We start from the raw sequence: 13,507 nt of genomic DNA, 5'->3' as shown, positions 1-13,507 counted from the left end.
ATGAGGGAATACAAGGCGGGTCTTCTCGCTGCCGCGGCGCTTTTCTGGCCAACATTGGCTTCGGCGCAATCGACGGATGACCGGATCGACACCGAATCGAACGAAGCGGCGATCGTCGTCGTCGGAAAGCTCACCGATTCCGTCATCGATCGCGAGGACATCGAGATCACCCAGGCGAACGATCTGGGTGACCTGTTCCGGCGCACGCCCTCGGTGTCGGTCGGCGGTGCGATCGGCATTGCCGAGAAGATCTATGTCCGGGGCCTGGAAGATGCGCAGCTCAACATCTCGATCGATGGCGCCCAGGTTCAGGGCACCCTGTTCCACCATGTCGGGCGCGTTTCGGTGGAGCCGGAACTCCTCGAAAGCATCGATGTCCAGACGGGCGCAGGCGAAGCGACGTCAGGCTTCGGCGCGATCGGCGGCGCGATCCGTTTCCGCACCCGGGATGCGGTCGACTTGCTCGAACCGGGCCGCGATTTCGGCGCAATCGGGCGCGCCGGCTGGTTCTCCAACGATGGCTACAAGTTGTCCGGCACGGCCTATGGCCGGATCGCAGGCGATGTCGGGATCATTGCCTCCTACGTGCATCAGAACCGCGATCCGTACGAGGACGGCGACGGCAACACCGTGCCGGGCAGCGGAGCGGAGCAGAATGTCGGCTTCGTGAAGATTGGCGGCAATGTCGGCCTGGGTCACGATTTCTCGCTCAGCTACGAACAGCGGGAAGAGAAGGGCGAGTTCGGCGCACGGCCCAACTGGCCGGTGCTCGAAGGCGATCCGCTGTTCCCCGCGCAGGCGCAGCGCCGCACGGCGATCGCGAACTACCGCTATGACGGCGGCGGCCCGATTGGTCTCGAACTCACCGGATACTGGTCGAAGGCCGAATTCGAACTCGACCGCTTCGACCGCTGGGGCCTTTACGGTGCTGATATCGAAAACTGGGGCGGTGACGTGCGTCTCAACCTCGCCCTCGGGGCGCACGATGTCACCACTGGGGTCGAATACCGGAACGACAGCGTGACCAGCGCCTATCTCGGCGATCCGGCAATGTGGCAGCCCTGGGCATGGGACCCTGCGATCGGACGTTTTACCGAAGAGGGTGAGCTGTTCGGCATCTATGTGCAGGACCGGTGGCAAGTGACCGAGCGGCTGCTGGTCAGCTTTGGCGCGCGCTACGACAACTACAGCCTCGACCTGGTCACTTATGGCGGGGGCGCGGATAGCGACGGCGTGTCGTTCAATGCCGGTGCCAATTACGAGCTCGTGCCCGGTCTTGTCGCGAACATCGGCTATGCCGAGGCTTTCCGCGGCAAGGAGATCGGCGACGCCTTCACGCTGGAGCACAACGCCGCCTGGGCGATCCTGCAACCCGACCTGCGCCCGGAAAAGGTCAACAATATCGAGGCGGGCCTCGTCTACGATCGCGATGGCTTGTACGCTTCGGCCGCCTACTACCGGATGGAAATCGAGGATGTGGTTCTCGATCAGCTCTATCGCGACCGGACCGGCGCCCCGCCGCAGAACAACACGTTTTACGAGAACGTCGGCGAATTCCGCTCGGAAGGGTTCGAATTGCGCGCAGGCTATCGCTTCGGCGCGTTCGGGATCGACGGTTTCTATAACCACTACAACCCCGAACTGAACGGCATGCCGGTGAACGGTTACGAACACCTTGCGCTGGGCAACACGCTGGGCGATCAATGGAACGTCAGCGCCACGTTCGACCCTTCGCGCGCCCTGGGGTTCGAAGCCAGCCTGACCCGGTTCGAGCGGGTGGATGACCTGGAGGTTCTGTTCCGCGATCAGGATCTGGGTTACGTCCCGTCCACGCAATTCATCGACAAACCCGGTTACACCACGGTCGATCTGTTCGCCCGCTGGCGGCCCTTCGGTACGGATCGGTTCGAGGTGCTGGCGGCGATCTACAATCTGTTCGACGAGACGTGCATCGCCCATGCCAGTGTTGGCGACTACACCGCGATTCCCGATTACGGGATCGTGCGCGGCGTGAACGAGCCGGGCCGTAACATCCGCCTCGGCGCGTCGATCCGCTTCTGATGCGCACACGCCCCGCCTTCCGGTTCTGGCATCGCTGGTTCGGAATCCTTGGCGGGGTGTGGCTCATGCTGCTGGCAATCACCGGCTGCGCGATTGCCTGGTATGACGAGCTGGATGGACTGCTGAACCCGGACTTGCGCCACGCGTCCGGCTCGGCAGGTCAGGCGGCACCTGTCGACCAGGTGGTCTCGCGCGCGAAGGAGGCACTGCCGGGGTTCGAGCCGGGCAATATCCTGCTCGCGCAGGAACCGGATCGGACCCATTGGCTGCTTGGACGACAATCGCTGCCGGATGGCTCATTCCGTGCTGTTCAGGTGTTCGTCGATCCGATCACGGCAGAGCTGGCCGGCTGGCGCGAAAGCGGGGCGATCAGCCTGCACCGGCACCATCTGCCGGACCTGCTTTACGGCCTTCACACCGATTTGATGGCCGGGGAGAGCGGGGTGATATTCGTCGGCCTGATCGCGCTTGTGTGGCTGCTCGATCACTTCCTGTCGCTCCCGCTCGCCTTCCCGCGATTGCGCGGTGCATTGAGCGCCTTCAGGATTGGCGGACATGCGGGCTCGCTGCGTCGCATATGGGACCGCCATCGCGCGAGCGGAATCTGGCTATGGCCGGTTACCGGGATGCTGGCGCTGACAGGCGCGACGCTGTCCTTCCCGATGGAAAGCCGCGAGGTGGTCGAAACCGTCTCGCCGATAAGCGAACGCCTGCATTACGGAATGCAGGAGCGCGAACCGCCGGCCAATCCGATTAGCTTCGACTCTGCGATAGCCCGCGTGACGCCAGACCGCGCCGCGGTGCACAGCGTGCGTCCGCATCCCGAAGTCGGCCTCTATGCCGTGCGAACCTTCGACCAGCGCGATGTCGACAACCAGGGGAGGTTGTGGACCTATGTCGATATGGAAACCGGCGAAATCACCGCCCAGCGACACGATGCCGGCGACAGTGCAGGCGATACGTTCTTCATCTGGCAATACGCATTGCACTCCGGCCATGCCTTCGGACTGGCCGGGCGGCTCGTCGTAACGCTGGCGGGCCTCGTCACAGCCTATCTGTGCATCTCGGGCTATCTGCTGTGGTGGCGACGTCGACGGCGCAGTGACCGCGCGTACCGGCCCTCAAGATAGCGGATTTCGGGGAAACCCTGGCGGTCTAGCGACGCCGGTACCGATAGTACCAGACTTCGTGCCCGTACACTTCGCGGGCCTTGGTTTCGTAGCGGGTTTCGCACCAGCCGCCGGGCCGATCCTCCCAGCTTTTCCGGCCTTCGGCGCGCCATTCGAAGGTGTCGGTATGGCGGCGCATGACCGACAGGGCGTGGCGCAGGTAAACGGGGTGATCGGTGCCGAAGCGGAATTCGCCGCCCGGCTTCAGTTTGGCGGCGAACATTTCCACCGGTCCATCGTTCATCATGCGCCGCTTGGCATGGCGGGCCTTGGGCCAGGGGTCGGGGTGGAGCAGATAGAGCATCGTCAGCGCGCCATCGGGCACGCGGCGCAGCACCTCCAGCGCGTCGCCCAGATGCAGCCGCACGTTGCCGAGCGCCCCGTCGCGAACGTGGACCAGAGCCTGGGCGACGCCGTTGACGAACGGTTCGGCCCCGATGAAGCCGTGATCGGGCAGCAGATCCGCGCGGTAGGCCAGGTGCTCTCCGCCGCCGAACCCGATTTCGAAATGCAGCGGGCGATCGTCGCCGAACAGACGCTCCGCCGTAACCGGCCCATCTTCGGGCACGGCGATCTGCGGCAGCAGATTGTCGATCAGGTCGGCCTGGCCCTTGCGCAGGGGCTTGCCCTGGCTGCGGCCGTACAGTCGGTTGAGGGTGGTGGGATCGCCGGGCTTGTTCGCGGTCATGCGTGGGGCGCATACAGGATTTCGTTTCAGCCTCAAGCGTGGGTGACCGTGCGTGCGCGGTGTCAGCGGGCGGGAGCCGTCGTACCGGGCGCGCGGCACGCGTCAGGACAGCGCCGTCCAGATGCCATAGGCGCTGGTTACCGTCAGCGCGGCGCCGACGAGGATCAGCATGACCTTGGGGCTGAAGCGCTTCGCCGCAATCGCGCCCAGCGGCGCGGCGGCGATACCCCCGATCAGGAGGCCGAGCGTCGCCCCGGCCAGATCCGCGATCCCGATCTGAAAGATGAACGTGGCCGAGATGGCGAGGGTGAGGAAAAACTCGACCGAGTTCACCGTGCCCACCACCTTGCGCGGTTCCGCCCCCTGGATCAGCAGGTTCGATGTCACCACCGGCCCCCATCCGCCGCCGCCTGCGGCATCGAGGAACCCGCCGATCAGCCCGAGCGGGGCGACATGTTTCGCCTCGCGCAGTTTCGGCGGGTAGAGCAGCCCGCGCGCCAGAAGGTAGAGCCCGACGATCGCGAGGTAGGCGAGCACGAGCGGTTTTACGATCGAAGCGTCGATCGAGGTCAGCAGATAGGCCCCGGTAACCCCACCGATCATGCCGGGGACGAGCAGCCGGAAAAACAACGCGCGATCGATATTGCCGCTGAGCAGATGGCTGAGCCCGCTCGTCGCGGTGGTAAAGCATTCGACCAGGTGAACGCGCTGCGAAGCCTGTGCCGGCGGCAGCCCGAGCACACCCACGAGCAGGGTATTGGTAATCACGCCGAACGCCATGCCCAGCGCGCCGTCGACAAGCTGGGCGACGAAACCGATCGCGATGAACGGGAGTATCGCGGTCAGATCGATTCCGAACAGATCCATCGCACCTGCGCCTTTGTCCCGGCTATTTCGGGTCGGGAGGTACGGCTGATCGGATCGGCTGGCGACAGCCGAAAAGCTACGCCCCCTGAAAGAAAAGGGGATGCGTCGGCATGTCCATGTGTCGGGGGAGGGCGCGCCCGCAAGCAGGCGGCGCGGGCCGGGTCACGCGATTATGCGCAACCGGCCCTGTTGTCTGCTGGGAGCGATCAGGCCGCTTCGGCCTGGCTTTCGGGATCGCGCAGCACGTAACCGCGGCCCCATACGGTTTCGATATAATTTTCGCCGCCGCAGGCGTGGCTGAGCTTCTTGCGCAGCTTGCAGATGAAGACGTCGATGATCTTCAGTTCCGGCTCGTCCATCCCGCCGTAAAGGTGGTTGAGGAACATTTCCTTGGTCAGCGTGGTGCCCTTGCGAAGGCTGAGCAGTTCCAGCATCGCATATTCCTTGCCCGTCAGGTGGACGCGCGCACCGTCGACCTCGACCGTCTTCGCATCGAGGTTCACTGCCAGCTTGCCGGTGCGGATGATCGACTGGCTATGCCCCTTCGAACGGCGGACGACGGCGTGGATGCGGGCCACCAGCTCGTCGCGGTGGAACGGCTTGGTCACGTAATCGTCGGCACCGAAGCCGAAGCTGCGGATCTTGCTGTCCATTTCGGCAATGCCCGAAAGGATCAGAACCGGCGTCTGCACTTTGGCCACGCGCAGTTTCTTCAGCACGTCGTATCCGTGCATGTCGGGCAGGTTCAGATCGAGCAGGATGATGTCGTAATCGTAGAGCTTGCCGAGATCGAGGCCTTCTTCGCCCAGATCGGTCGAATAGACGTTGAACCCCTCGGTCGTGAGCATCAGTTCGATGGCCTTCGCGGTGGCCGGTTCATCCTCGATCAACAACACGCGCATGGGTATCCCCCCTTTGCCCCTTCGGCCCGGTCTCGGAAAAATGCGACCGCTTTGCCCCACTCCAAAACCTAGCCCAACGTTAACCACATAAGATATGAACGGGAAAGGTTAACAAGCCTTAAACACATGAAAGACGGCGAGCCGTGCGCCGTGAATGGCAGTCCGAATCGCATGGCACCTGCGCTATCCGCCGGCCGCCAGCCGTTTCTGCCGCCTGCGCTGAACCGAACTGCCGATGCCCATCGCTTCGCGATACTTGGCGACCGTGCGGCGCGCGATATCGAACCCTTCGCCCTTCAGCTTCGCGACCAGTGTGTCGTCGGACAGGATTTTCCTGGCATCTTCGGCGTCGATCAGCGCCTTGATCCGTGCCTTGACTGCCTGCGAACTGGCGCCTTCGCCGTCCGCGCTGCCGACACCGCTGGTGAAGAAATACTTCAGTTCGAAAGTGCCGCGATCGCAATGCAGATACTTGTTGCTGGTCACCCGGCTGACCGTGCTTTCGTGCATGTCGATCGCTTCGGCCACTTCGCGCAGAGTCAGCGGTCGCAGCTCCGACACTCCGCGCCGGAAGAAACCTTCCTGCTTCTTCACGATTTCGGCAGCGGTCTTCAAGATCGTCTTCTGCCGCTGGTCGAGCGCGCGGATCAGCCAGTTCGCGTCGGCCAGTTTCTCGCCCAGCCACGATTGCGCTTCCTTGCCGGCGCAGCCGCGACGCAATTCCAGATAGTAATCGCGGTTGACCACCAGGCGCGGCAAAGTTTCCTCGTTCAGGGCAATGTCCCACCCGCCATCGCGGCCCGCCGCTATCAGAACGTCCGGCACGACCGCGCTTTCGCCAGCGCCGCCGAACTGGCAGCCCGGCTTCGGATCGTAACTGCGAAGTTCGCCCAGCATCTCGGCGAAGTCTTCGTCGTCGACCTCGCACATGCGTTTCAGCCGGGCGAATTCGCCGCGCGCCACGAGGTCGAGATTGTCGATCAGGCGGGCCATGCAGGGATCGTAGCGGTCGGCCTCCCGCGCCTGCAGTGCCAGGCACTCGCTCAGGCTGCGCGCGCCGATCCCTGTGGGATCGAGCGATTGCACGACCGCCAGGGCGCGCTCCGCCTCGGCCACTGGAATACCCAGTTCCGCAGCGATATCGCCCAGGTCGGCGGTGAGATAGCCGGCTTCGTCAAGCAATCCGATCAGGTGCCGCGCGACAAACGCCTCGCGCTCATCGCCCGCCGCGGCGCCCACTTGCCCGTCGAGATGTTCGGCCAGCGTGGGCCCTTCCGCCCCGCGTTCGTCGATTCCCGGAAGATCGCCGGCAATCGCGCCGCCTTGTGCCGCGCCCCATTCACCGTCGCCGGTATCGCGGTCACGGTCGAGCGCACCGGGATCGATATCGAGCGCGCTTTCGTCGCCCGCCGCCGCATCCGCGGTCGGCTCCGGCGCGGAAAGGTCGGCGACCTCGCCGTCTTCGCGCTGCACTTCGCCCGCTTCGAGCAACGGGTTCGCTTCCAGAGCATCGCCGATGAAGGTTTCGATTTCGAGATTCGACAGCGCCAGCAGCCTGATCGCCTGCTGGAGCTGGGGCGTCATCACCAGCGATTGCGATTGCCGCAGATCGAGACGAGGCGCCAGCGCCATACCCGGCCCTAAACCTGTTCGTGCTGGGCCGGTGCCACAGGGGGGATGACCGGCGCGACCCCGGATGTCACAGCGTGAACCCTTCGCCCAGATAGAGCCGCCGGACGTTTTCATCCGCGACCAGATCCTGCGGGGTCCCGGCGAACAGGACCTGTCCGCCGTAGATGATGCAGGCGCGATCGACGATATCGAGCGTTTCGCGGACGTTGTGATCGGTGATCAGAACGCCGATCCCGCGCTCCTTCAGATCGATCACGAGATCGCGGATGTCGCTGATGGAAAGCGGGTCGATGCCGGCGAAGGGTTCGTCCAGCAGCATGATCGAAGGCTTCGCGGCGAGCGCGCGGGCGATTTCGCAGCGGCGCCGTTCACCGCCCGAAAGCGCCATCGCGGCGCTGTCGCGCAGCTGGGTCAGGCCGAATTCGTCGAGCAGCCGCTCCAGCTCGCCGGCGCGGGTCTGCGCATCGGGTTCGACCATTTCGAGCACGCAGTTGATATTCTGTTCCACCGTCATCCCGCGGAAGATGCTGGTTTCCTGCGGCAGATAGCCGAGGCCCAGGATCGCGCGGCGATACATCGGCAGATTGGTGACATCTTCGCCATCCATCAGAATGCGGCCGGCATCGGGTTTCACCAGGCCCATGATCGAATAGAAGCAGGTCGTCTTGCCGGCGCCGTTGGGGCCCAGCAGGCCGAGCACTTCGCCCTTGTCGACGGTGAGCGAGATGTCGGTCAGCACGCTGCGCTTGTCGTAGCTCTTGGCAATCGAGACGACTTCCAGCCCGCCATGGGGCATCGGGGCGGTGGCGGCGACGCTCTGGGCGTTGTCGGCGGCGGGCTCGGCGGTTTCCATTACGCGATCATGTAGCATCGCTGCGGCGGCAGGAAACCCCCGATCCGGCAATTGGTCGGCAATCTGGCAGGATTCGTGCATGGGCACCGCGGCACGTGCAGGGGCACGACATGGTTATCGCGCTTGTCTTCATGTCTCGCGTCTGAAATACTCCGATTCGGATGGGGAATACGGAGGAGAAGGCGCTATGACCGAGGCGCTTCGAAGCACAGTCGACAGCAAGGCCCGCGGGCCCATAGCGGCGGGGGGCCGCGCTCGCGACTGGCGCAAGGCAATGAGCGACAATGTCGCATACGCCCTGCTGGCCTATACTGCCTTGCAGATTTTCGTGACGGTTCATGCGATCAAGGAAGTCGGCGCGTCGATCCTTCCCTATCTCGCCCTTGTCGTTCTGGTCGCGGGTATCATCCCGGCCTGTCGCTGGTTCGAGAAGCGCTGGCGCGACCTGTCGGACGATGAAGCAGGCGATCCTGCGCTGAGGGGCGCGTTCCGCCGCGACCAGATCATGCTCTGGGTGCTGGCGATTGGCCTGCCGTTTCTGCTTACCGGCATTTTCAAGGGCATCGCTGCGATCTGAGCGCTGCCTTGCAGCCGGCCGCGCGCGCTCCTAGCAGGCGGCACATGATATTTCTGCGAGTTTCCCGATGATCGACGCGGCGACGGCACTCGATCGCTGCGCACGCCTGATCGATCTGGCCCGCCGCCATGGCGCCGATGCGGCCGATGCGGCAGCGCGGGCCCAGTCGTCCGAGAGCGTCGGCGTGCGCCTGGGCAAGCTGGAGGATGTCGAACGCTCGGAAGGCGAAGGCATCGCCTTGCGCGTCTTTGTCGGCAGGCGTTCGGCTTCGATCGAGACGAGCGACTACGCCCCGGCCGCGCTGGAGGATCTGGCCGAACGCGCCGTCGCCATGGCTCGCGCCGCACCCGAAGACCCCTATGCCGGACTGGCCCCGGCGGAGCGCCTCGATCGCGGTACTTCGCCGCCGCTGGATCTGGAAGATGCCGCCTGTCCCGACCCCGCTATGCTGCGCCGTCGCGCAGAAGCTGCCGAAGATGCGGCCCGTGCGGTGACGGGCGTGACCAATAGCGAAGGGGCGTCTGCATCGTTCGGCCGGTCGCTCTTCGCGTTGGTGACGAGCCACGGCTTCGCGCGGGCGTATGGCGCCACTTATCATGCGATCGGCGCGTCGACTATCGGGGGCAGCGGAGCGGATATGCAGCGCGACTATGCCCAGCGCAGCGCACGCCATCTGGAAGATCTGCCCGCACCCGAAGACATCGGCCGCCTCGCCGGGGAACGCACAGTGGCACGCCTCAACCCGCAAATTCCGCGCGGTGGCCGAATGCCGGTTGTTTTCGATCCGCGCGTCGGTTCATCGCTGGTCGGGCATCTGGTCGGCGCGATGGCAGGGCCGGCCATTGCCAGCCGGTCGAGCTTCCTGCTCGAACGCGAAGGCACGGCGATTTTGCCCGAGACTATCGACCTGATCGAAGACCCGCACCGCCCGCGAGGGCTGCGTTCGCGCCCGTTCGATGGCGAGGGGCTTGGCTGCGCGCCGCGCAAGCTGGTCGATCGCGGGGTTCTGGGCGGCTGGCTGCTCAATGTCGCGAGCGCGAACAAGCTGGGGCTCGCACCGACGGGCCATGCCTCTCGCGGGGCCGGTGCGCCGGGGGTTTCGGCGAGCAATCTTCACATTCCGGCGGGCAGTGTCAGCCGGGCCGATCTGATTCGCGATATCGCCGATGGCGTACTGGTGACCGAACTGGCCGGGCAGGGCGTCAATGCCGTTACCGGCGACTATAGTCGCGGTGCCAGCGGCTTTCGTATCGTCAACGGCCAGATTGCCGGCCCCATTGCCGAATTTACCGTGGCCGGCAATCTGCTGGCGATGTTCGCTGAAATGCGCGCAGCGGATGACCTCCAGATGCACCGGTCGGTCAACGTTCCCAGCCTGCGCATAGAAGGGATGACGGTGGCGGGCACATGATCGCCCGGCGCGGCCCGCACCCGGCACTATGCGGCCTGATTGCCGCGCTCCTGCTGGTGCTTTCCGCGCCTATCCTGGCCGCCCCGGTGATCCCGGATGGCAGTGCGACCCCGCCCGTCCCAGTGGCGGAAGCGGCCATTGCCGATCAGCAGGATGCCGGTGCCGACGCGCGGATTGCCGAGCGAATCCGCGCGATCTTCGGTGAGATCGAGGCGTTTTCCGACATCGAAGTATCGGTGCGCGAGGGGGTGGTGACGCTTTCGGGGACGGTCCCCGCAACCGACGATGGCGAACGCGCCGAACGCATCGCGAGCCGGGTTTCGGGCGTGGCCACGGTTGAGAGCGCCATTGTTCGCGATCTGTCGCTCGACCGAAATCTGGGCGCGCTCGGCAGCCTTTCTTCCGGCTTTGCCGCGCTTGTCGCGATGTTGCCCCTGATTGGCGTGGCGCTCGCGCTGGCGATCGGGATCGCCTTCGTCGGTCACCTGATCGCCGGCTTCGGCGCGCTGTGGCGGCGGCTTCTGCCCAATGTGTTCCTGGCCGACCTGGTGGCAAGCGCGATTCGTTTCGCGTCCATCCTGATCGGCCTCGTTGTCGCGCTCGATCTGCTGGGCGCGGGGGCGCTGATGGGCGCAGTGCTGGGCGGTGCCGGGGTCATCGGGATCGCGCTGGGTTTCGCCATGCGCGACACGATCGAGAACTATGTCGCCTCGCTGATGCTCAGCTTGCGCCAGCCGTTCCGGGCCAACGACCATGTCCTGATCGACGACAGGGAAGGGCGCGTGATGCGCCTGACCAGTCGCGCGACAGTGCTGATGACGCTGGAGGGGAACCATTTGCGAATCCCCAACTCCACCGTCTTCAAGGCGGTCATCCTGAACTATACCCGCAATCCGCAGCGCCGGTTCGAGTTTGACCTCGGGATCGACGCCGACGACGATCCCGATGCAGGCCGGCAGGTCGGGCGCGAGACGCTGGCCGCGCTGCCTTTCGTCCTGGCCGATCCGCCGCCCGACGCGGCGGTGATGGAAGTTGGTGATTCGAACATCGTCCTGCGGTTCTTCGGCTGGATCGACCAGCGCGAAAGCGATTGGCTCAAGGCGCGCAGCCGGGCGATCGCGGCGGTCAAGCGTGCGCTGGAGGAAGGCGGCTTCGCGCTGCCGGAGCCGATCTATCGCCTGCGGTTCGATCAGCGCACCATGCCGCTACCGTTCGAGAACGTGGCCGCACCCTCGCCAGGCGCATCAGCCGAAAGCGATGGAGAGCGCGACAGCGTCAAGGCGATGCCTCGCCCCGCCGCCCCGGCTTCGGATGCAGAGGACGTTGCGCCCGATGCGGAAATAGAGCGGATGGTCGATGCCGAGCGCGCTCAGGGCGAAAGCCGCGACTTGCTCGATCCCGGCAGGCCGGTGGAATAGCGGCGGCGGGGCCGGCGCCTGCCGACCCCGGCGTGTGCGCTCAGCCCTTGGCCCGCTCAATCGATTCGAGCACGATTCGCTTGGCTTCCGCTGCGTCGCCCCATTGGCCGATGCGGACCCACTTTTCCTTCTCCAGATCCTTGTAGTGGGTGAAGAAGTGTTCGATCTGCTGGAAGATGATCGAAGGCAGGTCCTTGGTTTCGGCGACGTCCGAATAGTACGGGAACGTGGTGTCGATCGGGACGCAGACGAGCTTCTCGTCGCCGCCGTGCTCGTCTTCCAGGTTCAGCACGCCGATCGGGCGCGCGCGCACGACGCAGCCGGCGATGAACGGGCTGCGCGAGATAACCAGTGCATCCAGCGGGTCGCCATCGGGGCTGAGCGTATGCGGAACGAAGCCGTAGTTCGCCGGATAGCGCATCGGTGTGTGCAGGATACGGTCGACGAACAGGGCGCCCGATTCCTTGTCGAATTCGTACTTCACCGGCTCACCGCCGGTAGGAACCTCGATAATGACGTTGAGGCTGTGCGGCGGGTTGTCGCCGACGGGAACCTTGTCGATGCGCATATTGTCTCTCTGTTGCGGTCGGCCCCTCTCCCAAAGGACTTCGCGCGGGGCCTCTAGCGGGCCGGCGATATTGCGGCAAGCCACGCTCTCGCCTAAGCGCTCGCCATGGCGAAGACATCCGGCAAGACACCCCAGGCGATCCGCGGAACGCAGGACATTTTCGGCCCCGATGCGGAAGGCTTCGCGCACGTCGTCGAAACCTTCGAACGGGTGCGCAAGCTCTACCGCTTCCGCCGGGCGGAAATGCCGGTGTTCGAGAAGACCGAGGTTTTCGCCCGCTCGATCGGCGAGACGACCGATATCGTGTCGAAGGAAATGTATTCGTTCGAGGATCGCGGCGGGGAATCGCTGACTCTCAGGCCCGAATTCACCGCCGGGATCGCGCGCGCCTGGATCACCAATGGGTGGCAGCAGCACGCACCGCTCAAGGTCGCGACGCACGGGCCGCTGTTCCGTTACGAACGCCCGCAGAAGGGCCGTTACCGCCAGTTCCACCAGATCGACGCGGAAATCATCGGCGCTGCCGAGCCGCAGGCCGACGTGGAACTGCTGGCCATGGCCGACCAGCTGCTGCGCGAACTGGGGATCGAAGGGGTCACGCTGCAGCTCAACACCCTGGGCGATGCCGACAGCCGGGAGGCCTGGCGCGCCGCGCTGGTGGACCATTTCCGTGCCGTGAAGGGTGAACTGTCGGAGGATTCGCAGGAACGGCTGGAGAAAAACCCACTGCGCATCCTCGACAGCAAGGACCCGCGCGATCGCCGGTTCGTGGCCGATGCGCCGAAGATCGACAGCTTCCTGTCGGACGAGGCGCAGGCCTTCTTCGGCAAGGTTACCGACGGGCTCGACGCCTCGGGCGTGAAATGGCGCCGCGCCGAAAGCCTCGTGCGCGGGCTGGACTATTACCGCCACACCGCGTTCGAATTCGTCCCTGACGAAGGCTCCGCCGCCGCCGCCGCGCTGGGCAGCCAGAGCACGGTGCTGGGCGGCGGGCGCTACGACGGCCTGATGGAATCGCTCGGCGGCGCGGCCACGCCCGCGGTCGGCTGGGCCGCGGGGATCGAGCGGCTGGCAATGCTGGTGGGGGAACGTCCGGCATCAAGACCCGATGTCATCGTAGTCGTGGAAGACGATCAGCTTCTGCCAGAGTGCATTGCGGCGCTTCAGAAGCTGCGGCTCGCGGGGTTGAGCGCAGAGATGATTTCGACAGGCAGCCCGCGAAAACGGTTTGATAAGGCAACAAAAATGGGCGCCAGAGGGCTGGTCTCATTTTCCCTGCGCGACGGTGCCGAGCACAGGAACATTCGCGGATACGAGACGCCCGAGGACCGCATCGAAGCAGCGCTCGATCGATGACCCGC

At 65.0% G+C, this 13,507-nt stretch carries 12 protein-coding genes; 6 read left to right on the top strand and 6 right to left on the bottom strand.

From position 1 onward, the window contains the following. Positions 1–2,061: a TonB-dependent receptor plug domain-containing protein gene (locus AM2010_RS10195; RefSeq protein ID WP_047807896.1), complete on the top strand. Its 2,061-nt coding sequence runs from the start codon at positions 1–3 to the stop codon at positions 2,059–2,061. Beyond that, a complete protein-coding gene (locus tag AM2010_RS10190) occupies positions 2,061–3,191 on the top strand; it encodes a PepSY-associated TM helix domain-containing protein (protein WP_047806968.1) in 1,131 nt (376 codons plus the stop codon). Before AM2010_RS10195 ends, AM2010_RS10190 begins: the two co-directional genes overlap by 1 nt. A 25-nt stretch (positions 3,192–3,216) precedes the next feature. Here AM2010_RS10190 and trmB read toward each other — a convergent pair whose 3' ends face one another. From trmB to lptB, 5 genes are all read right to left on the bottom strand, one after another. Next, on the bottom strand, positions 3,217–3,918 hold the full coding sequence (gene trmB / locus AM2010_RS10185) for a tRNA (guanine(46)-N(7))-methyltransferase TrmB (RefSeq protein WP_047806967.1): 702 nt from the start codon (positions 3,916–3,918) through the stop codon (positions 3,217–3,219). A 102-nt stretch (positions 3,919–4,020) separates the two neighbouring features. Continuing rightward, positions 4,021–4,785 carry a sulfite exporter TauE/SafE family protein gene (locus AM2010_RS10180; protein WP_047806966.1) on the bottom strand — a complete coding sequence of 255 codons (765 nt, stop codon included), beginning with the start codon at positions 4,783–4,785 and terminating at the stop codon, positions 4,021–4,023. Positions 4,786–4,991: 206 nt separating this feature from the next. After that, positions 4,992–5,687, bottom strand: a complete 696-nt coding sequence (gene ctrA / locus AM2010_RS10175; RefSeq protein ID WP_047806965.1) for a response regulator transcription factor CtrA — start codon at positions 5,685–5,687, stop codon at positions 4,992–4,994. A gap of 183 nt (positions 5,688–5,870) precedes the next feature. Continuing rightward, positions 5,871–7,319: an RNA polymerase factor sigma-54 gene (rpoN, locus tag AM2010_RS10170; protein ID WP_047806964.1), complete on the bottom strand. Its 1,449-nt coding sequence runs from the start codon at positions 7,317–7,319 to the stop codon at positions 5,871–5,873. Positions 7,320–7,386: 67 nt separating this feature from the next. Further along, positions 7,387–8,172: an LPS export ABC transporter ATP-binding protein gene (gene lptB, locus AM2010_RS10165; protein WP_047806963.1), complete on the bottom strand. Its 786-nt coding sequence runs from the start codon at positions 8,170–8,172 to the stop codon at positions 7,387–7,389. 187 nt (positions 8,173–8,359) lie between these two features. Here lptB and AM2010_RS10160 point away from each other — a divergent pair, with 187 nt between their 5' ends. The 3 genes from AM2010_RS10160 (at position 8,360) to AM2010_RS10150 (ending at position 11,578) form a co-directional block, all read left to right on the top strand. Then, positions 8,360–8,749 carry a hypothetical protein gene (locus AM2010_RS10160; protein WP_047806962.1) on the top strand — a complete coding sequence of 130 codons (390 nt, stop codon included), beginning with the start codon at positions 8,360–8,362 and terminating at the stop codon, positions 8,747–8,749. Between the two features lie 67 nt (positions 8,750–8,816). Beyond that, positions 8,817–10,160, top strand: a complete 1,344-nt coding sequence (locus tag AM2010_RS10155) for a TldD/PmbA family protein (RefSeq protein ID WP_047806961.1) — start codon at positions 8,817–8,819, stop codon at positions 10,158–10,160. Next, positions 10,157–11,578, top strand: a complete 1,422-nt coding sequence (locus AM2010_RS10150) for a mechanosensitive ion channel family protein (protein WP_150115341.1) — start codon at positions 10,157–10,159, stop codon at positions 11,576–11,578. The genes AM2010_RS10155 and AM2010_RS10150 overlap by 4 nt, the downstream gene beginning before the upstream one ends. A gap of 40 nt (positions 11,579–11,618) precedes the next feature. On the opposite strand, the gene ppa is transcribed toward AM2010_RS10150, so the two are convergent. Continuing rightward, positions 11,619–12,146 carry an inorganic diphosphatase gene (ppa, locus tag AM2010_RS10145; RefSeq protein ID WP_047806960.1) on the bottom strand — a complete coding sequence of 176 codons (528 nt, stop codon included), beginning with the start codon at positions 12,144–12,146 and terminating at the stop codon, positions 11,619–11,621. Positions 12,147–12,251: 105 nt separating this feature from the next. Between ppa and hisS the strand changes: the two genes are divergently transcribed. Next, complete coding sequence (gene hisS, locus AM2010_RS10140; RefSeq protein WP_047806959.1) at positions 12,252–13,502, top strand: histidine--tRNA ligase; 1,251 nt, start codon at positions 12,252–12,254, stop codon at positions 13,500–13,502. Positions 13,503–13,507 lie beyond the last annotated feature (5 nt).

The organism is Pelagerythrobacter marensis, assembly GCF_001028625.1.
GTDB lineage: Bacteria > Pseudomonadota > Alphaproteobacteria > Sphingomonadales > Sphingomonadaceae > Pelagerythrobacter > Pelagerythrobacter marensis.
This window is presented reverse-complemented; position numbering and strand designations above follow the sequence as displayed.